Genomic DNA, 22,966 nt, shown 5'->3' with positions numbered 1-22,966 from the left:
TGCGGGGCGCGGGCGGGCCGCGCCCCGCACGGCGGTGGATCAGGCGGCGAGGCGCTCGGCGGCCACGGTCAGTTCGTCGACCCGGCCGCCCTCACGGGTGCGCAGGACGACCCTGGGGTCGGGGCCGTCGGGGAAGACCTGGAGCGTGCGCTCCTCGCTCCAGCCGGCGAGGCGGTACTCGTCGTCACCGAGGTGCACCAGGGCGAAGACGCGGTCGCCGGGCAGCCGGAGGACCAGCCGGTCGCCGTCCTCGTCCAGAGCCGCCGTCTCCCGGGGCAGGTCGGCGGAGAGCGGAGTGTCGTCCTCCCACAGGTGGAATGTCGTGGGGACGGGGAAGCGGGTGTGCAGCCGCCGCCGGTCCTCCGCGGTCTGCGGCACCTCCTGGCGGTTGAAGAGCACCTCGCCGTCGCGGAAGTACCGCTGCCAGTCCTCCGGGAACAGGGACGCCAGCCCGGGGGTGACCAGGACGTCGATGACCAGGTGCACACGGTGCTCGGTCCCGGTGTTCTGCACGCGGTGGGTGCGGCTGAAGTCGCCGAACCAGAAGTCTCCCGGCTGCCACCGGTGCTCCACGCCGTCGAGGAAGAGGACGGCGTCCGGGTTGGTGACCACCGGCACGTGCAGCCGTGCGACGCCCCAGCGCGGCCCGTACTTGGGGTCGGTGTGGTCGATGCCGACGGTGTCGGGGCCGAGCGCCATGAACCGCACGGCGTGCAGGGGGGCCGGAATGGACTCCAGCACCTCACGGACGTAGGGGATGCGGTCGAGCCAGGCGGTGTCCGCGAAGTCCCGCGGGCCGGGGCCGCCGGGGTCCGTGCGGTCACCGTCGCCGCCGGGGCTGCGCAGCGCCAGGCACCGCCAGTCGACCTCGGTGGCGGCGCCGACGCCGTCCTCGGAGTAGACGCGCTGCTGGTCCCAGGTGTGCTCGCGCACGGAGGTGAGCTCCCGCAGCAGACGGTCGGCGTCGAAGGCGGGCTTCAGCCGGACGCCCTCGGCCGGCATGGGCGGGATGTGGAGCGAAGTGGAGGCTGACGACGATGACATGGAGGCTTCCTTCGCTGGTGACTGCGTACGGACGGGCGGGTGGTCTGCGGGAGGGGCGGGTCATGGACGGGCGGGTGGTCTGCGGGAGGGGCGGGTTATGGACGGGCGGGGGGCTGCGGGAGGGGCGGGTTATGGACGGGCGGGGGGCTGCGGGACGGGCGGGTCATGGGCGGGTGGAGGTCTGCGGGACCGGCGGGGTACGGACGGGCGGTCGGTCTGCGGGGACCGGCGGGGACGTGCCCGGCTCAGGCATGGGCGACGGCGGTCGCCTCGCGGGCCGTGCTGTCCTCCTGGAGGCGGTGCCAGCGCTCCAGCATGTAGAGCGTCCACAGGGCGTAGCTGTGCTCCGGGCGGAACTCCCCGACCACGGAGCGCAGCGCGTCCGGGCGGAAGTACCCGCGGTCCAGGGAGGGTTCGGACAGCAGGGTGTCCGTGATGGTGGAGCGCAGCCGGGTGCCGAGCCAGCTCTCCAGGGGCACGGCCAGCTCCTGCTTGCGGCGTTCGAGGACCTGCCGGGGCAGGTAGCGGGCGGCGACGCGCTTGAGCGGCGCCTTCTCCTGCGCGCCGACGAGCTTGCGGGCCGCCGGGATGCGCGTGACGTAGTCGATGAGCCGGTGGTCGAGCAACGGACTGCGGGGTTCGACGGAGTGCGCCATCGACATCCGGTCGATCTTCACCAACTGCGCGTCGGACAGCCAGAACCCGCTGTCGACCTGCATGGCGCGGTCCAGGTCCGCGCCGGAGGGGTCCGTGCGGTCGAACCGGGCCCGGAGGTAGTTGTGCGGGTGCCCCGGGATCCGCGCGGCGAAGCCGTCCGTGTACAGCCGGTTCTTGAGCGCGTGGGGTACGCCGTCGACGAGGACGCGCTCGTAGCGGTCGGCGAGGTCGCCGCCGTCGCCCTGGTCGCGCAGGCGCCGGTAGCGGCCGTAGCCGCAGAAGATCTCGTCGGACCCGTCGCCGGTCAGCACCACGGTGACGTGCTGTGCGGCCAGCTTGTACATGCACGACGCCGCGATCGCGGACGGGAACGCGTACGGCTCGCCCATGTGGGTGAGGATGGTGTCGACGGCCTCCCTCGCGTCGGAGGCGCCGACCCGGTACACGTGGTGGTGGGTGCCGCAGTGCTCGGCCACGGCGTGGGCGTGCGCCGACTCGTCGAACGCGGCGTGCTCGAACCCGACGGAGAACGTGTGGATCGGCCGGCCCAGCTGCCGGGTGGCCATCGCGACCACCAGACTGGAGTCGAGTCCGCCGCTGAGCATCGCGCCGAGCGGCACCTCCGACTCCAGCCGGTCGTGCACGGCCTGCTGGAGCAGCGCGTCGATCCGGTCGTCGATCTCGTCCTGCGGCGCGTCGGTCAGTTCGCCGGTGAACGCGAACCGCCAGTACACGCGGCGGCGTTCGGGCCGGCCCGGCTCGAAGACCAGGGTCGTCGCCGGCTCCAGCCTGCGCACCTGCCGGTAGACGGTGTGCGGCGCGGGAACCACCCGGTAGCTCAGGTACTGGTCGACGGCGACGGGGTCGGTGTCCCGGCTGATGCCGGGGTGCAGCATCAGTGCGGGAAGTTCCGAGGCGAACGCCACCCCGCCGTCGGCGGGCGTCGCGTAGAACAGGGGCTTCTTGCCGACCCGGTCGGTGGCCAGCACGAGACGGCGCCGGCGGATGTCGTACACGGCCACGGCGAACATGCCGTGCAGCCGTTCGACGAAGTGCTCCCCGAGCTCCTGGTACAGGTGCGGCAGTACCTGCGCGTCGCTGCCGCCGCGCACCGGCCGGCCGCGGGCGGCGAGGAACGCGCGCAGCTGCTGGTGGTTGTAGATCTCGCCGTTGAGGACGCACACGACGCTGCCGTCGTCACTGACGACGGGCTGGGAGCCGTCGTGCAGGCCGATGACCTTCAGCCGGCACATGGCCAGGGCCGCCCGGGCCGAGGCGTAGGACCCCGTCTCGTCGGGACCGCGGTGCGCCATGGCGGCGCAGGCGGCCAGGGGGTAGGGAGCGTGCACGGGAGCGTGTCCCAGGGACATCGATCCGGCGATCCCGCACACCGGTCAGCCCTCCTTGAGGTCGAGTCGGCGCTTGGCGTGGCCGGACGTCAGCCCGTCCGGCGCGACGGCGGTCACCCGCACCGGCCCGACCAGGCCCGACGCGATCATCTGGGCGACGTCCGGGGCCTGCCGGTGCACGGCCGCGCGGACCGCGGCGACCTGGTTCTCGCCGACCCCTTCCGCGACGACCCGGATGACCAGGCCGTTGTCGTCGGCCGCCTCGAAGGGGCGGCCGGGGAACACCTCGGCCATGATCTGGGTCAGGTCGTGGTGGCTGATCCGCTCGCCGTGCTTGAAGTCGCCGGAGAGCCTTCCGTCGATGCGTTCGAAGGCGAACACCTCGCGGCCCTCGTGGCGGATGCGGCGCAGTCCGGTGACGGCGTCGCCGGTCACATAGCGGACCGCGGGGAAGTAGGCGCGGGTGAAGGAGGTGAGCAGCAGCGCTCCGCTGCCCTCCTGCCGGGACGGGACCCGGTCGTCCTCGGTGAGACGGGCCGGCTCCCCGGGGGGCAGGACCTCGGGCAGGATGTGGTCGTGGAAGTGGTAGAGGCCGGTCCGCTCGCACGAGTGGGCGATGGCGCCGATCTCTATGGAACCGAACACGTCCAGGACGTCCTCGTGGCGCAGGCCGAACCGCTCGGCGACGTGGGCACGCCAGGCGGGGGGCGCGACATCGCCCACGACCATGATCTTCCGCGGCTGGATCTCCAGGCCGGGACGGGCCTGGAGGAGCCGGTCGAGGATCATCGGCATGGTGAAGAACACCTCGGGGCGCCACGCGTTGAGCTTCAGCACGTGCTCGTCCACGGGCCGGGTGAAGTCGATGTCGTGGGCCTGGAAGCCGAGTTCGACGAAGACGCGCCGTGCCGAGGCGGCCGCGTGACCGGTGCCGAGGTCGGCGACCGCGACGGCGCCGCGCGGCACCGACTTGGTGAACTCCCCGAACAGGGCACGGCGCTGGTCCACGTACGCGTCGTCGTCGGCGGGCGAGTAGAGGATGCGCTTGCGCTGTCCGCCGGAGGTTCCCGAGGTGTGGTAGGCGGAGGCGTCCGGTAAGTGCGGGTGCTCCGCGGTGTAGTAGTGCGCGCCGAGCAGGCCGGTGTCGACGAGGGGGAGATCGGAGAGGTCTCCGGAGCCCAGGGCGCCGCGGCGCAGGAGCAGGTCGCGGTACCAGGGGAAGCGCCGGGCGTGGCCGGCCGCGAGGGCGGCCAGTTCCGCCTCGCGGGCGGGGGCGTGGGCCCGGAGGGCGGTGGTGGTGTGCGGCATGACGGGGGGCCTTTCGTCAGGCGGGTGGGTGAGCGCGTGCGTCAGCTCCAGCGCTGCGTCTCGCCGAAGAAGTCGGGCACCGGGACCGCGAGCCCCTTCTCGATCGCCTGCTGGTAGAGGCGCTGTCCCACCGCGAGATCGAGGACGCCGAGCCCGAACGGCGAGAAGATCCGCGGCCGGTCGGCCGCCGGCGTGACGTCGCCGCGCAGCACCTGTGCGAGGGTGCCGGCGACGAAGTCGCGGTGTCCGAGCCGCTGTTCGGCCAGGTGCGGTGAGGTGTCGGCGGTCAGGCAGTGGTCGACGTCGTCGAGGATGTTCTGCGCGCCGGCGACGAGGTCCGGTCCGAGGTCCCGCAGGGAGATGTTGAGGACGGTCTGCCCGGCGGCGAAGGCGTCGGTCCGGGTGACCCAGGGCCGCGCCGCCGTGGTGGCGAAGACGACGACGTCGGCGTCGGCCGTGGCGCGTTCGAAGGAGTCCTCCTGCTCCGCCCGGTACCCGAGGGCGGTGATGTGCCGGGTGAGGGCGGCGGCGTAGGCGGCTTCCCGGTCGTGGACGACGAAGCGGTTCACCGACCACGACTGCGCGGCGAAGAACTCAGCGATGTTGCGCGCGATGATCCCGGCGCCCACCAGGCAGATGCGGTCCGCGTGGCGGCCTCCGGTGAGTTCCTGGGCGCCCAGGACGGCGGACGCGGCGGTGCGGGCGGCGCTGATCTGGGAGGCCTCCAGGCAGGCGAAGGGATAGCCCGTCTCGTGGTCGTTGAGGAGCAGTGTGGCGGAGGCGCGCGGGATGTTCCGCTCGATGTTGCGGGGGTAGCTGGCGATCCACTTGATCCCGGAGACGCCGTGGTCGCCGCCGAGGTGGGCGGGCAGCGCGATGATGCGGGCGTCCGGCTTCCGCGGGAAGCGCAGGAAGTAGCTGTTGGGGTTGACCGAGTCACCGGCGTCGTGGGTGAGGTAGGCGGAACGCACCGTCTCGACGATGTCGGGGCGGGAGACGTCGATGAGGGCGCGCAGGGCGGTGCCGCCCACCACGTGGAAGTCGAACATGCGGGATTCCCGTTTCTCTGTGTCGTCGGTGGGAGGGAGTCGGCGGCCGGTCATACGGCGACGGGGCGCGTACGCGGGTCGTCGAGCACGTCGGCGCCGAAGGTGTCGGCCACCCACCTGTCGTCGTAGATCGTCTTGACGTAGCGGTCACCCATGTCGGGGGAGAGCGCCACGACGCGCGAGCCCGCGGGGATCCGGTCGGCGATCGCCTCCAGGGCCGCGACCACCGATCCGGTGGATCCTCCGGCCGGCAGCCCGTGTTCGCGGGCCAGGCGCCGGCACATGCGGACGGCGTCGGGCTCGTCGACGAGGACGACCTCGTCCACCCGGTCGGGCCGGCACAGTTCGGGGCGGCGGCTGGTGCCGAGGCCGGGAATGTGGCGGGGGCCGGGAGGGCCGCCGAAGGTGACCGACCCGGTGGTGTCCACCGCGACGATCCTCGTCCACGGCGAGAACGCCCGGAAGTGCCGTGTGCAGCCCATGAGCGTGCCGGTGGTGCCGGCGCCGACCAGCAGCACGTCGACGTGCCCGATGTTCTTCAGGACCGAGGTGGCGGTCCGCCGCGCGTGAGCCTGCGCGTTGGCCGGGTTGGCGTACTGGTTGAGCCACACCAGGCCCGGGTCGGCCTCGGTCATCTCGTGGATGCGGGCGATCCGGGTGCCCAGGTAGCCGCCGTTGCGGTCGCGCCGCGTGACGCGGACCACCTCGGCCCCGAGGGAGCGGATCAGGGCCAGGCTCTGGGGGGAGACGTTCGGGTCGGTCACGCAGGTGAAGTGGTAGCCGCGGGCGGCGGCGATGACGGCCAGGGCGATGCCGAGGCTGCCGGAGGAGGACTCCACGATCCGGCCGCCGGGCCAGAGCACACCCCTGCGTTCGGCGTCCTCCACCATGCCGAGCGCGGACTTCAGCTTCACCGACCCGGCCGGGTTCATCCCCTCCAGCTTCAGGAAGAGGCGGCTGTCCGGCAGGACGCCGTCGAGCTCCAGGAAGACGTCGTCGGTGACGATGTCACAGGCACGCTGGTAGATCATCGGTTCTCCTGCCTGCCGGTCGACGGAGTGCGGGCGGCGCCGTCGGTACCGCCCTCCGCCCGGACGGCGGCCAGCCGGCGCAGGAAGAGGGCCTCGGCGTGGGCCAGGGCGGCGATCTCCGCGGGGCTCACGCTCTCGTCGACGCCGTGGATGTTCGACGGCGGGTCCTCGACGCCGCACAGGATGATCTCGGCGTCGGGGTAGAGCGTGCTGAAGGCGGAGCAGACGGCGATGGAGCCGCCGGCTCCCACCTCCCGGGACGGGACGCCGAAGGCGTCCCGCAGGGCGTCGCGCATCACGGCGTGGGCGGTTCCGTCGGTGTCCGCGCGGAAGGACGGGCCGCTGGTGACGCGCCGGATGTCGAGGCGCGCGCCCCAGGGAGCCCGCTCCCGCAGATGGCCGGCCAGCTCCTCGTGCACCGCCGAGACGTCCGCACCGGGCGGAGTGCGCACGCTGACCAGCGCCTTCGCCGACGGCAGCAGCGCGGGTACGGCGTCGTCGAGGGGCGGCGACTGTACGGCGAGCACGGTGACGGACGGCAGGGTCCACAGCCGGTCGGCGACGGTTCCGACGCCGATGAGGTCGACCCCGTCCAGGACGCCGGCGTCGGCGCGGAAGTCGGCCTCGGGGTACGCGGCGCCGTCGCCCGGGAGCGCGTACGCGGCCGCCCGGCCGGTGTCCGGAGCCGGTACGCGAGGTGTGCCCCGGCTGTCGTGCAGGGTGGCCAGGAGGCGGATCAGAGCGGTCAGCGCGTCGGGCGCGGGCCCGCCGAACTGGCCCGAGTGCAGCGGCCTCGACAGTGTGGAGAGCGTGATCTCCGCCACGGCCATGCCGCGCAGGGAGGTGGTGACGGTCGGGACGCCCGGGGCGGCGTTCCCGGTGTCCGCGACGACGACGGCGTCCGGTGCGAGGAGGCCGGGGTGCGCGCGCAGCAGCTTCTCCAGGCTGCCGTCGCCGGGCTCCTCGCTTCCGTCGGCGAGGACCACCACGTCGAGCTCGGGGAACGGCTCGTGGGGCAGGGCGTCCTGGAGGGCGCGCAGCGCCGTGAGGTGCATGACGACGTTGCCCTTGCAGTCCGCGCTGCCGCGGCCGTACCAGCGTCCGTCGCGTTCGGTCAGCTCGAACGGAGGGGTGCGCCAGGCGGTCTCGTCCTGCGCGGAGACGACGTCGTAGTGGGCGTAGAGCACGACGGACGGCGCGCCGGGCGGTCCGGGGCGGCGGGCGTAGACGGTCTCGGTGCCGTCGTCTGCGGGGAGCAGCCGGATCTCGGGGAGGCCCGCGTCGGTGAGCAGGGCGGCGATCCGGCGGGCCGCGCGGCGGAACTGGTCCGGGGGCGAGAGCCCGACGACGGTGCGCAGCGCGACCAGTTCGGCGAGATCGTCATGGGCCCTGGGCATCAGGGAGCGCACGGTCGCGGCTAAGGGGGGAGCAGACATGGTGGTCTCCGGCGTGCGGGTGCGGTCGCTCAGGCGGCGGTGGATGCGGGAGCGAGGAGCGGGGCCAGCTCCGCGAGGACCTTGCGGACGGCCTCCTGTCCGGCCCGCAGCTGGGCGTCGTACGTGCCGGCGCCGAGGTGCGGCAGACCGAGGACGTTCGGCAGGGCCAGCAGCGGTGAGGGACCCGGGGGTTCGGTGGTGTGGACGTCCAGCGCCGCACCGGCCGGCCGGCCCTCGCGCAGGGCGCGGGTCAGGGCGGTCTCGTCGACGATGCCGCCGCGGGCGGTGTTGACCAGGTACGCGGTCGGCTTCATCAGGGACAGCTCCCGGGCGCCGATGAGTCCCGTGGTGGCGGGGGACTTCGGCAGGTGGAGGGTGACGACGTCGCTCGTCAGGAGCAGTTCGTCGAGGCCGGTGGCCCGCACGCCGTCGCCGGAGGTGTCCGCGTACGGGTCGTGGACGAGGATGCGCATGTCGAAGGCGGCCAGCCGGCGCGCGACCTGGCGGCCGACGCGGCCGTAGCCGACGATGCCCAGGGTGCGGCCCGCCAGCTCCGTGCCGGTGAAGTCGGACCGGCGCCACTCGCCGTCGGCGAGGGAGCGTGCCGCAGCCGTGATGTGGCGCGCCGAGGCGACGACGAGTCCCACGGTGAGTTCGGCGACGCTCACGGTGTTGGAGTCGGGGGCGTTGACCACGGTGATGCCGCGTGCCCGGGCGGTGGCGGTGTCCACGTTGTCGAGGCCGGCGCCGGCGCGTGCGACGACGCGCAGGCGCGGCGCCCGGTCGAGCACCTCGGCGTCGACCCGTGTTCCGCTGCGGACGATCAGGGCGTCCGCGTCGGGCAACGCGGCGAACAGGGCCGGGCGGTCACGGCCGTCGACCTGCCGGACGTCGCAGGCGGCCTGGAGGGCGGTGACGGTGTCGCCGGGCAGTGCGTCACTCACGATCACGATCGGTGAGGGCACGGATCTCTCCTTGAGGAGGCGTCGGGGCCGCGGAGCGAACTTGAAATCCAAACGTTTGGTTTGTTTCTGAAAGAACCCTAACGTTCGGTTTGTTTTGAGGGCAACCGCGGCTCGGTGTGTCCTGGGTCACCCGCCGGCGGTTCCGGTAGCGGGCGCGCGGCAGTGGCCGACGGCGGACGGCAGCGGACGGCAGCGGTCGGATAGGGGAGGGCCGGGCGCGGGCGGCCCCGGCGTCGCCGGGCTCGGGAGCCCGCGCGACGCCGGGGCTTCGCCCGTCAGGGCCGGTCGCCCCTGCCGTAGACGAGGTACGGGCGCAGCACCGCGCCGCCCGCCCCGAGCACGAACCGCTCGCCGGACAGGCGGCTGCGGCTGACCGGCGAGAGGGGGCGGGGCTCCACCGCGCCCTCGGCCGTCTTCCGGAACGGTCCGTTGCCGTGGACGGCCGCGGTGCTCAGCTGGACGAACCCGCCCACGCCCGCCCGGCCGGCCGGCCTCGGCCACGAGGTGGCGTGCGCCGTCGGTGTCGACCGCGACGCACCGCTCCTCGTCCTTGCCGGTGCAGGAGGCGAGGTGCAGCACGCGGTCCACGTCCCGGCAGACGCCCCGCAGGGTCGCGGGGGCCGTGAGGTCGCCGTGGGCGATCTCGACGCGCGGCCCCCGCGCCACCGGACTCCGGTGGGCCGGCACCCGCACCCGCACGCCCGAGGCCTGGAGGAGCGGGACGACCACGCTGCCGACGAACCCGGACGCGCCGGTCACGAGAACCCGCGGACGGTTCACGTGGGCTCCTCCGCGGAGGTGGGCGCGGGCCGGGCGGTGAGGACGCACGCGTAGACGACGGCGCCGTTCTGTTCGGCGGTCACCCGCACCTCGTGCCCGTCGGCTCCTGGTCCGGACAGCCGGGCCCGGACGAGGCAGGGGGTGTCGAACTCCACGTACCGGTGGAAGTGGTTGGCCATCGTGGGCACCAGGACCGCGCGGGGGCCCGCCAGGCGTTGCGCCGCCTGCCGCGCGGCCTCCAGCAGCAGCATTCCGGGCACGTGGTCGGTGGGGTGGTCGAACAGGGTCGGGTGCGCCCGGTTGACGCGCAGCGGCCAGACGCCGTCGTGAGGATCCGCCGTGCCGTGGCCGGCCGGCGGGCGGCCGAGCACCACGTCGGCCTCGACGGTCCGGCCGACCTCGTGCGGCGGCAGGGGCGCGGGCTGCTCGGGCAGGTCGGCGGGCACCTCGGCGTGGGCGCCCCGCAGCCGCCGGTAGACGGAGCGGCGCATGCAGTGGAACGTCATCCGGCCACTGCCCAGGTGCACCGGCCCCCGGGCGAGCCCGACGTTCATCGTCATGCCCGACAGACGGCTCCCCTGGAGGGTGACATCGGCGCAGTCGACGGTCAGCTCCACGTCGACCGGCCGGTCGTCCAGGAGCAGGGCGTCCGGCAGGAGGTCGATGCTCAGCTCCGTCATCAAGCTCGGGTGGTCATGGGGCAGGTCGTAGAAGACGTGGCTGATCAGGGAGGACGTCTGCCGGATGCTCTCGGTGGCGAGCAGCGGGTCGTGCCAGCGGTCGCCGACCGGGCGGTGGAAGCCGTGGCCGCGCGGCCACTGGGCTCCCACCTTGAAGCGGTGCGGACCGAGGCGCAGCCAGTCGGTCAGCAGGACCTCGCCGACGGCGCGCCGGTGCACGAGATCGCGCGGCGCGGTCCGTTCGAAGGAGAGGGGGCGCGGGCGCGAGGTGGCGGACGCGGGGGAGAGGGGGGAGGGGGATAAGTCGACCGACATGTCACATGGCTCCTGTGGGCACGGTTTCCCGAAGGTGGCGCTCAGCAGTGCGGATGTACGTGCTTGCAAGGTCAGGACGCCATACAATACCCAACGTACGGTTTGTTTTTGGTTCAGCCGTCAGGGTCGACACGATCCTGTCATCATTCGGAAACAAGGACGACATCATGGCGCGGCAGGAACGGGCGATCGAAACGCGGCGCAGACTCCTGGTCGGTGCGGCCCAGGTCTTCGACGAGAGGGGCTACGCCGCGGCGAGCATCAACGAGATCCAGGAACGCAGCGGCGTCACCAAAGGCGCGATGTACTTCCACTTCGCGTCCAAGGAGGACATCGCGCGGGGGGTGATGGCCGTGCAGACCGAGATCCCGATCGGGACCAGCGGCCGCGCCGCGTCACCGATGCAGCAGGTCGTCGACCTCACCCACGACCTGGCCCATCGGCTGCGCACGGACGTCCTGTTCCGCGCGAGCATACGGCTCACGGTGGAGCGGGGCACCTTCCAGGTCAACGACGCCGACCCCTACGACTGGTGGCTGCGGATCTTCGGCCGGGAACTGGCGCGCGCCCAGGGCGCCGGTGAACTCCGTGAGGACCTGGTTCCCGAGGACGTGGCGGCGAGCGTGGTGGGCTCCTTCACCGGGATCCAGATGCTCTCCCACGTCGTGAGCGGCCGCCGTGACCTCCACGATCGCCTGACCCGCTGGTGGCAGCAGATCCTTCCCGGCATCGCGACGCCCGAGGCCCTGCGCACGGTGCGGCCGGCCGGGACCCCGGGACCCGGCCGGCCCGACGGGGCCTGACCGTGCGCGCGGGTGGGCTGCCGAGGAAACGGGGGAGGCGTGCGGCCCGCCACGAGGACATCGATGTCAGCGTAAGGGGCACGGCGCCTTAGCAGGTCTTGGACTCCATGACCCCGTCAGTGACCCGAGACGTACGACGTCGAGGAACGGACGTGTCGTACCAGGGCCGGTCGGTCCGGTGGACGACGGACAGCCGGCCGGTGGCGGACGACACCGCCACCGGCCGGAGCCCGGGAACCAGAGCGACCCGACGGAGTCCGGCCAGGACTCACCCCAGCGTCAGACTGGCACCGACCTTCTCCAGGATCGACTCGCCGGCGATGACCGCACCCATCTCCTCGCCGCCGCCCACCGGAGCGGCCAGCGGGACGACCTCCGTGTCGGGGTCGGTCTCGAAGAAGTAGACCAGGGAGACCAGTTCCTCGTCCGGGGCCGTGTCGCTGGGCGCGAGCACACGGTGCCGCAGGGAGCGCCAGCGGCCGTCCGTCCAGAGATGCATCAGGTCGCCCAGGTTGACGACCAGGGTGTCCGGTTCGAAGGGCGGCTTGAACCAGCCGTCCTCCTCGTTCCAGACTTCCAGCCCGCCGACCCCCTGCTGGCGGTCGAGCAGGCTCAGCGTGCCGAAGTCGGTGTGCGGACCGACCCGCATCTGTCCCTCCCGCACGCCGCCGACGGCCCGGAGCGAGGGGTACCAGTTGACGTTCTGGGTCCACGTCGCCCGCTGGGACCTGGAGGTGAAGAAGTCCTCCGGCAGGCCCAGGACGGACGCGAGGACGTCGAGCACCTCGTGGGCGACCCGCGTCATGTGCCCGGTGTACTCCAGAGCCGTCTCCTGGAGCCCGGGCTGTTCCGCGGGCCACTTGTTGCGCGGGTAGTACGTCGCGTCGTACGCCGGGTCGCCGGTGGTGTGGGAGGGCCCGACGTGGTACGCCTCGTGGAGGTCGGGCGTGCCGGCCTGCCCGTCGACGGCGCCGACGTCGAGCGCGCCCAGGCCCCGCCAGCCGTTGTCGTAGGGGCGGCCGACGGCGTACTGCTGCTTCACCTCGCCGGGCAGGTCGAAGAACGCCCGTCCCTGTGTGCGCATGCGGTCGGTGAGTTCCTTCGGAACGCCGTGTCCGCGCAGGAGGAAGGCGCCGGTTTCGCGCAGGGCGGCGTCCAGCGCCGCACCGATCTCCGAGCGGCGCGCCGCGTCCGCTGTCCTCCACTCGCTCAGGTCGAGAACGGGGATGTCACGAGACATGGCTGTCTTCCCTTCGTTCGTGCCGGTGTCCGGTCGCGGAAGTCCGCGCGAACCGGTGGACGTCGCCGATGGGGGTCGAGGAGGGCCCCCAGCTCAACGCCGGTATGTGGGCGTTGACCAGTTCGCCGTCCTCGCGCAGCACCGCGGAGGACGGGTGGTACATGTGCAGCAGGGGATCGTGGTAGTGGTCGAACGCCGAGTTGATGTCCATGCGGTAGGCGAAGTCGTTGTCCTCGCCTCCCCAGCCCTCGAAGCGTTCGTCCATCCCGCCGATCCGGTGGAAGGCACTCGTGCGGACCCAGACGCAGCACCCGGGCGGTCGCCGCAGGACGAAGGCCCGCAGACGGTCCGGGTCCAGCGCGGCGGCACCCCGCCAGAGCCGTTCCTCGATCGCCCAGGAGGTGGCGGACTCGTCCAGACACCACATGTCGCGGTAGCTGAGGTGCCCCATGGTGCCGGGGGAGTGGAAGCGGGCGACGTTGCGGGCGATGAAGTCGCGGTCGACCAGGGCGTCCGCGTCCAGGATGCAGATGATCTCCGCCCGGCCCGGAGTGTTTACCACCCCGACGTTCACCGCCCAGGACTTGTTGAAGCTGTCGGACTTGTGCGCGAAGAGGTAGTGGTCCGTGCGGGGCACGACGGTGTCGCGCCAGCGCGGGGCGTCGTCCGTCTCCACCACCGTCACCTGGTAGGAGGCGCGCGGTACGGACTGGTCCCGCAGGGCCGTCAGGCAGGCCAGCAGGTTGCGCAGGCGCAGCCCCGGCCCGCGGTCGCGGAAGGGCACCACGACCAGGACCCGGGGGGAGTCGCCGGGGCGGAGCCCGTCGCCGGCCGGCAGCGTGCCGAGCCGTTCCAGCCCGACCGTCGGCTGTTCCGTGCCGCCGAAGTGCCGGCCCAGGTGATAGCCCAGGCGCGAGTTGGACTCCGCCTCCCAGGCCCGCTCGAAGAGCGTGTCGAGAGCCGCCGGTCCGTCACCGCCGCCGGCGAGCTGGAGCAGCCGCGTCCGCAGGGCGAGGTGCACGGACGGGTCGGCCGGGCGCGCCCGCAGGGCACCGACCAGGCGGGTCACGGTCTCGTCCCCGAGCTGTTCGGCCCCTTCCGCCACCGCCTCGCGGTAGGACAGCGCGCGTTCCCAGTAGAAGATGCTGGCCTCGCGGGCCTGCGGGTCGAAGTGGACGGCCAGCGTGGTGACGACGGCCGCGGCCAGGATGTCCGGATCAGTGGGGGTCAGCGATGCCACGGGGCGTCCTTCCGGTCGGCGGGTGGATGGGGTGTCGGGGCCCCGCGCGGGGCGGCTCTCAGCGCTCCCACCACCGCTCACCGCCGGCCGCCCGGCGCCGGGCGGCGGTGCCGCGCTCGTAGGGCAGGCTTCCGTCGGGCATGCGCACCACCTCGACGTACAGTCCGATTCCGGTACGGACGTACACCCAGCGGTCGCCGGCCAGGGGGCCGTCCGGGATGGTCTCGGGGGCGCCGAGCACCGTGCATCCCGGCTGTGCGGCCAGATACGCGGCCGCCGCGTCGACGTCGTCCACGTACAGCGCCAGGTGGTTGCCGCCCACGTCGCTGTTGCGGGGCCAGTGCCGGCGCGCGCCGGGCGAGCCGGGGAAGCAGTTGAGTTCGACGTTGTCGGTGGGGCCCATGCGCAGGGCCGCTCGGTGCAGGGTGCCGCCCTGCGGCACACCCAGGGCCGCGGCGAGGCCCGGGTCGGTGAGGTCGGCCGTCGTGCGGTGGACGAGCTCGGCGCCCAGCACCTCGGTGAAGAAGCGCTGCGCTTCGTCGAGGTCCGCCACCGTGCAGGCCCAGTGGTCGACATTGCGCGCACCGGGCAGCGGGTCGGCCGTCCCCGATCCGTCGTCGCGGTTGTGCCACCGTGCGCACGGACCGAAGCGGCGTGCCGGGCCGTGCCGTTCGGACGGCGGTGCGGCCGGCACCGAGCGCAGTTCGAGGGGCATGCCCCAGGGCGTGGTCACCCTGACCCACCGGCTGCCCGCTTGCGGCAACCCCTCGGGAACGGTCCGCACCGGCCCGTAGGGGCGCCACGGCCCGCGGTCCCGCAGGGCCGAGACGGCGGTGTCCACGTCCGTCACGTACAGGCCCAGGTGCACGCTGCCCACGTCGTGCGGTCGAGGCGGAACGGCACGGTGGCCGGGCGACCGGTAGGCGAAGAGCTCCAGGTTCGTGGTCGGCCCGAGGCGTACCAGGGCGATCTCCGCGGCGGCCCGCGGATGGACGTCGAGGTGGGTGCGCATCCAGTCGTCGTCGTGGGCCAACGGGGGCAGACGGTAGACGAGTTCGCCCCCCAGCACCCGCACCGTGAAGTCGATCGCACGGTCGAGGTCCGGCACCGTGAGGGCCAGGTGATCGACCCGGCGGGCACCCGGCACGCCCCGCGGGGCGGCGGTCCGCGGCGGCGGCCCGACGGCCGGTGCGCCGCCGGACGCGCTGGCGTTCGCAGTCACACGGTGCTCCTCGGGGTCGGGCGGATGTGCCGGTCGATCAGGAGACGGCTGCCCTCGCGGACCGGCCGCGGAGCCAGCCCCGCCGTCGCCGGGTGTGCCGCGAGCACCCCGCTGGACAGGCAGGTGGAGGCGGGGCGGCCGGCGTAGCGGCCGTTCGCCCGGGGCTCCGCCACCACCAGGTCGGGCGAGGCGCCCAGCTGCTCGGCGATGACGGCCGCCCAGCCGGCCCGGGAGATCCGGTCCGGGCCGCCGAGATGGAGCAGCCGGGGCGGTGCCTCCGCCCTGGCGAGGGCACGGGTCACCTCGACCACGTCGTCGAGGAGCACGGGGGTGGTCCACTGGTCGACCGGTGCGGTCACCGGCTCGCCGGCCCGGAGGCGGTGCACGCAGGCGGCGAAGAAATTGAGCCACTTCAGGCTGTCGGCGGGCTCCCACCCGTAGATCAGACTGACGCGCAGCAGGGTGACGGACGGCAGTTCGGCCAGGATGCGTTCGGCGGCGTGCTTGGCGCGTCCGTAGGCGTTGGCGGGGCGGGGCGGGACGGACTCGTCGGGCGGCGCCTCGGCGTTCCCGTCGAAGACGTTGTCCGTGGAGACGAAGACGACGCGCCGGCCCCCGGCCGCCCGCACCACCTGCGCGGCGGCCTCGGCGTGCCCGTGCATCGCCTCCTCGGGGTGTTCCTCGCACCAGGTCACGTCCGAGGGGCCGTGCACGAGGACGACGGTGTCCGCGCCCGTGTGCTCCAGCGCGCGGCCGAAGGCTCCGTCCTCGGTGATGTCCAGAGCGATCCAGTCCCGCACCTCGCCGTCGCCGTACGGCACGGGAGGCGTCCGCGACGCGAGGACCGCCTCGTCGCCCGACCCGGCCAGGCGCCGGGCCAGGGCACGGCCGACGAATCCGCTGCCGACGACGAGGGTCCTCATACGCCCCCTCCGGTGCCCGCGCCGACGGCCAGGGTCTCCGTCAGCATCCGTGCCATGCCGATGAGGCCGTGGTCGTCGTCCGCGGCGCCCAGCGCGAGCATGCCGGGTATCTCCTCCTCGGCGAGCCCGAAGCAGCCCAGTTTCGTCAGCTCCTCTCCCAGCAGGCTGACGAACCGGGGCCCGACCGCCACCGCGAAGCCGCCGATGAACAGATAGCGCCGTACGCCGATCGCCGTGAAGATGCAGTTGACGGCGAGGGCCAGGGGGACCAGGCAATCGCGCAGCACCTGTGTCGCGAACGCGTCGCCGGTGCGGACGGCACGGGCCAGGTCCTCGTTGGTGATGCGGGCCGGGTCGCCGCCCGCGGGTCCGGCGAGCGCGCAGCGCCGGAAGCTCTCCGGGGCGGCCTCCGCGGCCCGGCGGGCGGCCAGCAGCACGCCGCGGCCGGACGCCATCCCGCCGAGGTGGCCCCGGCCGCCGCACTCGCAGGGCAGGGCGTCCGCACCGGGGTCGACGCGCCAGTGGCCGATCTCGCCGCCGTGCCCGGAATCCGAGACCAGCACCTCGCCGTTGCGGAACACCTTGTGCCCGATGCCCGAGCTGACGGTGATCAGACAGAAGGGGTCCCGCTCGGCGCTCGCGTAGCGCCAGGCGGCCGCCGTGATGTCGTTGGCGACGACGACCGGCACGCCGAGCCGCCGGGTGAGGATGCCCGCGATGGGCAGGGGTTCCGCGCTCCCTCCCCACAGCGTGGGGCCGGCCAGCACGGTGCCGTCCTTGGTCATCGGACCGGCGAACGCCACCCCCACCGCGCTCGCCCCCGCACCCTCCGGGGAGCCCAGGTACGCCTCCAGCTCCCGGCCGAGCTGCTCCACGACCATGCCCTGGAGCTCCTGGGCGGGCAACTCGCGGTAGCGGTGCAGGCCTTCCGTGGTCGTACGGCGGACCGACTCGGGTGCGTCCGCCCCTGGGGAGATCCGGCCGATCCGCAGCGTCGTACCGCCGAGATCGGCGACGACGTACGCGCGGGGACCGCCCGTCGCCGGGACCGCCACCGTCATGAGGCGACACCTCCGAGGACCGGAACCGGGTCGCACTGCTGCACGGTGCCGTCCTCCAGGAGGATGGCCGACTCCAGCCGCGCGCCCTCGGGGACCACCGTCCCGGGCAGCAGCACGCAGTCCCGCACGCTCGCCCCGGCCCCGACGGTGACCCCGGGATACACGACGCTCCGCTCCACCCGGCCGGCGTTGACGAGGTCGGCGGGGACGATGCTGGAGCGGACGGCTCCCTCGCTCGTGACGTACCGGCGTGCCACCGAGGGGCGGACGGTGAGCGGCAGTTCGGCCAGGCCCATCGTCGGGTGCTCGTTCAACAGGCCGAGGTGGGCCCGGTGATAGCGGTCGACGGTTCCGATGTCCTCCCAGTAGCCGGTGACCTCGTACCCCCGGATCCGCTCGCCCGCGGCCAGCATGGCCGGGATGACGTCGCGGCTGATGTCGTGCTGCCAGTCCGTCCCGTCCAGTCGCTCCAGGTAGCGGCGCAGCGTCCGCGCGTCGAAGACGCAGAAGGCGGCGAACACCAGATCGCTGGTCGGCTCGGCCGGCTTCTCGACGAATCCGGAGAGGTTCCCGGCGGGGTCGAAGTCCACCATGCCGAACAGGTGTACGTACCGGCGTTCGATGCGCTGGTACGACACGGTCAGGGCGGCCCGGTCGGCCCGGTGCCGGCGGATCATGTCGCCGTAGTCGAACCGGTAGACGTGGTCGGCGTGCAGCACCAGCACCTCCGACGGGTCCTCGCCGAAGACGTGGTCCGCCTTCCTGATCAGCGCGTCGGCCGTGCCGCGTTCGCGCGGCCAGGTGCGGTCGGGCAGCGACTGCGGGACCGTCCCGGGGGCTTTCCGGTACGCCTCGTCGTACGGCCCGAAGTGGACACGGAAGTCCTGCGGGCTGCCGTTCCACACGGTGTGCAGGTCGTCCATGAGCAGCCGCTCCTCGTACTGCGACAGCAGCAGCGCCTCGCGGAAGCCGGAGCGGCGGAGGTTGGCGAGGCTGAAGTCGATCAGCCGGCTGGTGCCGCCGAAGGGCACCAGCGGCTTCAGCCGGTTCCGGCCGAGGGGGCCCATGCGGCGGCCTTCGCCGCCGGCCAGGAGAACCGCGCGTACGCCGTCCATGTCACGCTCCCCGCTTTCCGGAGGCCGCGGCCAGCGCGTCGGCGTCCCCGCCGAGGTCCAGCAGCATGGCCAGGGCCCCGTCCAGTTCCCCGCGGCTGACGTCGTTGACGAAGCAGGCGCGGCCTATCCCGTCGGGCAGCGGCAGGAGTTGCTCGCCGTCGCGGTGCCTCACGGTGTCGGCGAGCCCTCGCGCGAGGAGTTCCGGCGCGCACACGGGGTGCCGGACCGGCAGTCCCAGACGGTCCATGACGCGCAGGATGCGGGTCAGGTCGTCGCGGTCGAGCAGTCCCCGCCGGTGCGCGAGCACGGAGCTGAACGCCATGTCGATGCTGACGGCCTCGCCGTGCAGCAACTCGGGCAGCGCCGCCATCTCCATCGCGGGTGAGAACGAGTGCCCGAAGTCGACCAGCCTCTGCAACTGGTGCTCCCAGAGGTTGGGTTCGAGTTCTTCGAGCATGCTCTGGATGGCCCGGGCCACCACTTCCTCGGCCACCTGCCCGCCGTCGGCGGAGCCCGCCGACTGCATGAGCTCGTCGACGAGGCGCGGACCGTGGGCCTCCAGCAGCTCGAACAGCACCGCGTCCTTGACCATGGCCATCTTGAGGATCTCGGCGAGCCCGTTCCGCAGGTGCCGGGGGCTCAGCGTGGTGAGGAACTCCCGGTCGACCAGGGTGACGGCGGAGGGGTGGTACGTCCCCAGGCGGTTCTTGTGCTGGCGGAAGTTGACGCCGGTCTTGGCGCCGATCCCCGCGTCCACCATGCCGATGAGGGTGGTGGGTACGCGCAGATAGGGGGTCGACCGGCGGTACAGGCTCGCGGCCAGGCCGACCAGGTCGGTCAGGACGCCGCCGCCGACGGCGATGACCGGCTCCCGCCGACGGGATATCCCGAAGGCGTCCATCGAGGCGACGATCTCGAAGACCGTCTCCATGCTCTTCACGGACTCGTGCGCGTCGACGACGCACAGCTCGTGCTCGACGTCCTGCTGGGTGAAGTACGCGCCGATCCGTGCGCCGTACAGCGCGTGCACGGTGGCGTCGACCACGACGAGACGGCGTCCGGGCCGTGCCTCCTCGGGGACGCCCGCCGTGGCCAGTGCCGGATTGGACGGGTCGAGCAGACCCGGGCTCAGGACGACGTCGTAGGTGACCGCCTTGCTCGTGCTGACCTGCCAGGTGTGTCGTGGCCGCCCCCCGTGGCGCGGGGGCTCCTGCACGGTGTGCGGGCCGGGACGTAACGTCTCTGAGGTCAGTTCTGGGTGAACCGTCATGTCGTCAAACCTTTCCCTCGCACCGGGACATGGCGGTGCCACACCTCGGTGCCGGTGGGTTGCCCGGCCCGCACCGCTCCACGGCGAACGGCGGCCGGCAGGGCGTGGCGAACTCGGTGACGCGCCCGGCGGAGCCGGAGAGGAGCTACGCGCTGTCAGGGACCAGGGGAGAGGACGAGGCCGTACGGCTCCCGAGGGGGCGCCACCAGGACAGGGCGACGCTGTCGGCATCGAGACACGCGGGCCGCGCCATCGACTTCTGCGCGTGGCGGAACGCCGTCATGGTGGCATCGATGTCGTCCGAGGTGATGGTGAACACTGCGAGGTGACTTCCGGGGCCGAGGAGTTGCGCTCCTTCGCTCTGGACGAGGACATGGCGCTCGGCGGTGACGAAGTCCGGAACCTGTAGCACCTCATCGAGGTGGAAGTCGTCGTACCAGCGGTGGTACTCGGTCTCCCTGCCTGGCGTGGGCCGTGTGTGAACGGCCAGGAAGTATCTGGTCAAGCTGCCCTCCCCAGGGGCTCACCTGGGTCGCTGCTGCCCAAGGTACGGAAAAGGGGCGTCGACGCGCCGGCCGCGGGCCTTCCGCGGCCCGAACGGCGGGTCGTGGTGATCAGATGCGTTTGATCTTGGGGTATGGCCGATTCAAGACCGAACATCAGGGAACGGTCAAGGGTCGGACCGCCGGGTTCCGGTCAGTCGGCCATGGTGTGCGGGCATCCCGAGTCACTCGCTTCCACCCCGTCGCCAGTACGTCTCGGAAAAGGGAGCCGGTGACGCGCCGTCCGGAGAATGGCTGACTTGTTCCCACGCCGTGCCTTCCGCGGCTCACCGGGGCGGGGCGCGCAGCGCACGTGCGTGGGACGTGATGCCGGTGCTGCTCAGACCCCTGGCGGAAACTTGGGCACTACACCTCTTGACTGTTCGCTAATGTTCGGACTTGAATTTTAGAGCCCCCACAACCCAACGCATCCTGTCGCCTTCACTCGCCGTCCGGAACGCGGAAGGCACCCAGCCGACGCGCATCGCCGGTTCCCGTACGGGGACCGCACCGAACCCGGACCCGGTCCGGGGAAGCCGTACGGGTATCCCGAACTCCTGACTCCGCCGGAGCTCGAGCGCGATGCCCTCGTCCAGAGGGACGTATCGCAGTTCCCCGGCCACGGACGTCACCTCGCCGTCCCACCACCGTGTCGGCCGACGGCCCCGCGGCCCGCGCCGGGTCGCTCCGGCCCGGCGGACGACGGCCGCACCGCCGTGTCTGCACCGCACCTGAGTCCGACGCCGCCGGTCGTGCGCCCGCACAGCCGATGCGGTGTCATCCACCCACGAGGAACAGGACCGATCGCTTGCGGATTGTTGAGTGCCACTACGAGTTCACCGGCTTCGACGACAGCCTCGTCAGAGCAGGTACGTCGGTCTACCTCTGGAACCTGGTCCGGAAGTTCCGGGACGCCGGCCATGACGTCAGTGCGGTCACTCCCGCCCACGGTCTCCTCGAGTCCCTGGCAGCGACACATCCGGTCGAAGACCTGCACTGGGAGATCGACGAGGAGGTACCGGTCCCGCTGGACCCCCGCGTCCGGAGCGGCCACCCCGCGACCCTTCCGCTCCGCGTCTCCGTCCGCGCCTCACGGATCACGGTGGACGGGATCCCCATCGTCTTCCTCAGCGGCGGCCTGCTCGACCTGTACCCGGACGCCCTCTACCCTCCGGCGGAGCTCGAGGGCGAGGACATGGGCTTCCTGAAGCCGCTGGTCTTCCAGATCGCCGCCGCCCGCTACCTGGCGGACCGGGAGGCGCCGGGCACGGTCGTCCACCTGCACGAGCCCCGCTACCACTACCTGCTGCCCGCCGCGCTCGCCGGCAGCGGACTCACGGTGGTGTCGACGGTGCAGACCAACCACCCGGTCAACCAGAAGGTGTACGAGCCGGAAGTCCGGGCGGTCCTCGAACACCTGGGCGCCGACCCCTCGGTGACCGACGGGCTCGACGATCCCCCGTTGGACTCCCCCCTGCACCGGGCCATGCGCGCGTACCTGCCGCGCACCGGGCTCTACGCCGACAGCGCCACGGAGCCGGCGGCGGACCGCGTCAGCACGCTCGCCCTCGTGCTCCGGGCGGTCGCGGCGATGGACTTCCTCTCCGAGGGACAGATGCAGCACCTGCTCACCCAGGGCGGGACCCCGTTCGAGCAGCTCTTCGGGGAACTGGCCGTCGCGCGGGAACTGCGCACGCACACGTCCCGTCTCGCCGTGTGCGGCTGTGCCATCGGCGACGAGTGGCTGACCGTCGAGCGCACCGACGACCGGCGCCGGCGGACGCTGCGCGGGCTCGGACTGGACCCCGGCCTGCCGACCATCTACCACGCCGGACGCTACACGGTGCAGCACAAGGGACAGAAGGAGGTGTTCCGGGCCGTCGCGCGCCTCCTGGACGACGGCACGCGCTGCAACGTGCTTCTGCACTGCCTGACCGCGCTGCCGCTCGACGACCCCGACCTCGCCGACCTGGCGTCCCGCCACCCCGACCTCGTCCGGGTCCGGACCGAGGCGAGGACGACGACGGAGCTGATGGACTGGGCCCTCGCGAGCGATCTGTCGGTGTTCCCCTCCAAGTTCGAACTGGACACGTTCCTGATGGCGATGGGCGAGGCCATGTCGGCCGGAGCGATCCCGGTGGCCACGGCCCAGCGGGGGATGGCGCACTTCCGGCACGCGTTCGACATTGCGTCACCGGGAGCCACCGGTCTCGCGGTCCGGCGATCCTTCCGGGCCGACGACCCACTGCTGACCGACGAGGTGTACGAGGGCCTGCGCCATCTGGTGAAGCTGATCGAGAACGACCCCGAGCGTGTCTCCGCCCTGCGCGCGAACGCCGTGGCGGTGGCGCGCCAGTTCACCTGGACCGCCGTGGCGAAACGATTCCTCCTGCTGTTCGACGCCTGCCTGCGCGGCGAGGACCCCGCGACCGCGCTGGGCACGTCGTTCCCCGAGCCCTCCGCCGACACACCCGGTCCGCACGGACGCGGAACGGCCGTACGCACGTCGGACCACGTCTCCGTCCGGTGGGACGACACCGGAGCCGCGCAGGTCGAGGTCGTGATCCCCGGCTCGCCCGGCGCTCCGCCGGAGGTCGTGGCGCTGGACCGCCGGCCGGACGGCTCCTTCGCGGGGGACGTCCCGCACCGGGGCACGTCGAGCCTCGCCCTGCTGACCACCCGGTACGACGGCGGGTCGGCCTGGACCGAACTGGCCGTGTCCTAGGCCCTGTCGTCGAACTCCCGCCTGCCTGGCGACGCCATGCACGCTCCCCCACTGCCTGAACGGCGTGGGCGGTGCCCCCTCTCGCCGCACCGGGCCCTGACCCAAGCACATCCAGTACGCGGGCCAGGGCCCGGCACTCCCCCAGCCTTCGGCCGGGGGACCCCCAGAGCTCGCACCTGACGCCGCCGGGCCCGCCCTTCGGGCGGACGAC

19 protein-coding genes and 1 pseudogene are annotated in these 22,966 nt (G+C 72.7%); 2 read left to right on the top strand and 18 right to left on the bottom strand.

Features of this window, described 5'->3' with window-relative positions; translation table 11 throughout:
• Positions 1–39 precede the first annotated feature (39 nt).
• The 10 genes and pseudogenes from ACFYWQ_RS39470 to ACFYWQ_RS39425 all read right to left on the bottom strand — a co-directional run bounded on the left by ACFYWQ_RS39470 (position 40) and on the right by ACFYWQ_RS39425 (position 10,614).
• A complete protein-coding gene (locus ACFYWQ_RS39470) occupies positions 40–1,044 on the bottom strand; it encodes an aspartyl/asparaginyl beta-hydroxylase domain-containing protein (RefSeq protein ID WP_389524306.1) in 1,005 nt (334 codons plus the stop codon).
• A gap of 245 nt (positions 1,045–1,289) precedes the next feature.
• Positions 1,290–3,092, bottom strand: a complete 1,803-nt coding sequence (asnB, locus tag ACFYWQ_RS39465) for an asparagine synthase (glutamine-hydrolyzing) (RefSeq protein ID WP_389524303.1) — start codon at positions 3,090–3,092, stop codon at positions 1,290–1,292.
• 3 nt (positions 3,093–3,095) lie between these two features.
• Positions 3,096–4,358, bottom strand: a complete 1,263-nt coding sequence (locus tag ACFYWQ_RS39460) for a hypothetical protein (RefSeq protein WP_389524301.1) — start codon at positions 4,356–4,358, stop codon at positions 3,096–3,098.
• A 41-nt stretch (positions 4,359–4,399) separates the two neighbouring features.
• Positions 4,400–5,407, bottom strand: a complete 1,008-nt coding sequence (gene sbnB, locus ACFYWQ_RS39455; protein ID WP_389524299.1) for a 2,3-diaminopropionate biosynthesis protein SbnB — start codon at positions 5,405–5,407, stop codon at positions 4,400–4,402.
• A 50-nt stretch (positions 5,408–5,457) separates the two neighbouring features.
• Positions 5,458–6,438 (bottom strand): 2,3-diaminopropionate biosynthesis protein SbnA, encoded by a 981-nt coding sequence (gene sbnA / locus ACFYWQ_RS39450; protein ID WP_389524295.1) that lies wholly within the window; start codon positions 6,436–6,438, stop codon positions 5,458–5,460.
• Positions 6,435–7,874 carry a M20/M25/M40 family metallo-hydrolase gene (locus ACFYWQ_RS39445; RefSeq protein WP_389524293.1) on the bottom strand — a complete coding sequence of 480 codons (1,440 nt, stop codon included), beginning with the start codon at positions 7,872–7,874 and terminating at the stop codon, positions 6,435–6,437. Before ACFYWQ_RS39445 ends, sbnA begins: the two co-directional genes overlap by 4 nt.
• Before the next feature lie 29 nt (positions 7,875–7,903).
• Positions 7,904–8,839 (bottom strand): hydroxyacid dehydrogenase, encoded by a 936-nt coding sequence (locus ACFYWQ_RS39440; protein WP_389524290.1) that lies wholly within the window; start codon positions 8,837–8,839, stop codon positions 7,904–7,906.
• Positions 8,840–9,114: 275 nt separating this feature from the next.
• Positions 9,115–9,312: a hypothetical protein gene (locus ACFYWQ_RS39435; protein ID WP_389524402.1), complete on the bottom strand. Its 198-nt coding sequence runs from the start codon at positions 9,310–9,312 to the stop codon at positions 9,115–9,117.
• A gap of 28 nt (positions 9,313–9,340) precedes the next feature.
• A pseudogene (locus tag ACFYWQ_RS39430) lies at positions 9,341–9,598 on the bottom strand (NAD-dependent epimerase/dehydratase family protein); the annotation flags it as partial.
• 17 nt (positions 9,599–9,615) lie between these two features.
• On the bottom strand, positions 9,616–10,614 hold the full coding sequence (locus ACFYWQ_RS39425; RefSeq protein ID WP_389524287.1) for a ScbA/BarX family gamma-butyrolactone biosynthesis protein: 999 nt from the start codon (positions 10,612–10,614) through the stop codon (positions 9,616–9,618).
• 167 nt (positions 10,615–10,781) lie between these two features.
• Here ACFYWQ_RS39425 and ACFYWQ_RS39420 point away from each other — a divergent pair, with 167 nt between their 5' ends.
• Positions 10,782–11,417, top strand: coding sequence for a ScbR family autoregulator-binding transcription factor (locus ACFYWQ_RS39420; protein ID WP_389524284.1), 636 nt, complete (start codon positions 10,782–10,784; stop codon positions 11,415–11,417).
• Between the two features lie 268 nt (positions 11,418–11,685).
• Here ACFYWQ_RS39420 and ACFYWQ_RS39415 read toward each other — a convergent pair whose 3' ends face one another.
• The 8 genes from ACFYWQ_RS39415 to ACFYWQ_RS39380 all read right to left on the bottom strand — a co-directional run bounded on the left by ACFYWQ_RS39415 (position 11,686) and on the right by ACFYWQ_RS39380 (position 19,993).
• A complete protein-coding gene (locus ACFYWQ_RS39415) occupies positions 11,686–12,657 on the bottom strand; it encodes an isopenicillin N synthase family dioxygenase (protein WP_389524281.1) in 972 nt (323 codons plus the stop codon).
• Complete coding sequence (locus ACFYWQ_RS39410; RefSeq protein ID WP_389524277.1) at positions 12,647–13,897, bottom strand: glycosyltransferase; 1,251 nt, start codon at positions 13,895–13,897, stop codon at positions 12,647–12,649. Before ACFYWQ_RS39410 ends, ACFYWQ_RS39415 begins: the two co-directional genes overlap by 11 nt.
• Positions 13,898–13,955: 58 nt before the next feature.
• Positions 13,956–15,119 (bottom strand): VOC family protein, encoded by a 1,164-nt coding sequence (locus tag ACFYWQ_RS39405; protein WP_389524274.1) that lies wholly within the window; start codon positions 15,117–15,119, stop codon positions 13,956–13,958.
• Positions 15,116–16,042 (bottom strand): SDR family oxidoreductase, encoded by a 927-nt coding sequence (locus tag ACFYWQ_RS39400; protein WP_389524270.1) that lies wholly within the window; start codon positions 16,040–16,042, stop codon positions 15,116–15,118. The genes ACFYWQ_RS39405 and ACFYWQ_RS39400 overlap by 4 nt, the downstream gene beginning before the upstream one ends.
• On the bottom strand, positions 16,039–17,103 hold the full coding sequence (locus tag ACFYWQ_RS39395) for an ROK family protein (protein ID WP_389524267.1): 1,065 nt from the start codon (positions 17,101–17,103) through the stop codon (positions 16,039–16,041). Before ACFYWQ_RS39395 ends, ACFYWQ_RS39400 begins: the two co-directional genes overlap by 4 nt.
• A complete protein-coding gene (locus ACFYWQ_RS39390; RefSeq protein WP_389524264.1) occupies positions 17,100–18,218 on the bottom strand; it encodes a glucose-1-phosphate adenylyltransferase family protein in 1,119 nt (372 codons plus the stop codon). The genes ACFYWQ_RS39395 and ACFYWQ_RS39390 overlap by 4 nt, the downstream gene beginning before the upstream one ends.
• A 1-nt stretch (position 18,219) precedes the next feature.
• Positions 18,220–19,434, bottom strand: a complete 1,215-nt coding sequence (locus ACFYWQ_RS39385) for a sedoheptulose 7-phosphate cyclase (RefSeq protein ID WP_389524262.1) — start codon at positions 19,432–19,434, stop codon at positions 18,220–18,222.
• Between the two features lie 199 nt (positions 19,435–19,633).
• Complete coding sequence (locus ACFYWQ_RS39380) at positions 19,634–19,993, bottom strand: hypothetical protein (protein ID WP_389524259.1); 360 nt, start codon at positions 19,991–19,993, stop codon at positions 19,634–19,636.
• 845 nt (positions 19,994–20,838) lie between these two features.
• Here ACFYWQ_RS39380 and ACFYWQ_RS39375 point away from each other — a divergent pair.
• Positions 20,839–22,755, top strand: coding sequence for a glycosyltransferase (locus ACFYWQ_RS39375; RefSeq protein WP_389524256.1), 1,917 nt, complete (start codon positions 20,839–20,841; stop codon positions 22,753–22,755).
• Positions 22,756–22,966 lie beyond the last annotated feature (211 nt).

The sequence above is a fragment of the Streptomyces sp. NPDC003247 genome (genome assembly GCF_042888135.1).
Classification (GTDB): domain Bacteria; phylum Actinomycetota; class Actinomycetes; order Streptomycetales; family Streptomycetaceae; genus Streptomyces.
The sequence above is the reverse complement of the archived record's forward strand: the minus strand, read 5'-3'. Positions and strand labels throughout refer to the sequence as shown.

Excerpts from the sequence above, each read along its gene's own strand:
- ACFYWQ_RS39470 (WP_389524306.1), bottom strand. The coding sequence starts at position 1,044 with ATGTCATCGTCGTCAGCCTCCACTTCGCTCCACATCCCGCCCATGCCG.
- ACFYWQ_RS39460 (WP_389524301.1), bottom strand. The coding sequence starts at position 4,358 with ATGCCGCACACCACCACCGCCCTCCGGGCCCACGCCCCCGCCCGCGAG.
- sbnB (WP_389524299.1), bottom strand. The coding sequence starts at position 5,407 with ATGTTCGACTTCCACGTGGTGGGCGGCACCGCCCTGCGCGCCCTCATC.
- sbnA (WP_389524295.1), bottom strand. The coding sequence starts at position 6,438 with ATGATCTACCAGCGTGCCTGTGACATCGTCACCGACGACGTCTTCCTG.
- ACFYWQ_RS39445 (WP_389524293.1), bottom strand. The coding sequence starts at position 7,874 with ATGTCTGCTCCCCCCTTAGCCGCGACCGTGCGCTCCCTGATGCCCAGG.
- ACFYWQ_RS39425 (WP_389524287.1), bottom strand. The coding sequence starts at position 10,614 with ATGTCGGTCGACTTATCCCCCTCCCCCCTCTCCCCCGCGTCCGCCACC.
- ACFYWQ_RS39420 (WP_389524284.1), top strand. The coding sequence starts at position 10,782 with ATGGCGCGGCAGGAACGGGCGATCGAAACGCGGCGCAGACTCCTGGTC.
- ACFYWQ_RS39415 (WP_389524281.1), bottom strand. The coding sequence starts at position 12,657 with ATGTCTCGTGACATCCCCGTTCTCGACCTGAGCGAGTGGAGGACAGCG.
- ACFYWQ_RS39400 (WP_389524270.1), bottom strand. The coding sequence starts at position 16,042 with ATGAGGACCCTCGTCGTCGGCAGCGGATTCGTCGGCCGTGCCCTGGCC.
- ACFYWQ_RS39395 (WP_389524267.1), bottom strand. The coding sequence starts at position 17,103 with ATGACGGTGGCGGTCCCGGCGACGGGCGGTCCCCGCGCGTACGTCGTC.
- ACFYWQ_RS39390 (WP_389524264.1), bottom strand. The coding sequence starts at position 18,218 with ATGGACGGCGTACGCGCGGTTCTCCTGGCCGGCGGCGAAGGCCGCCGC.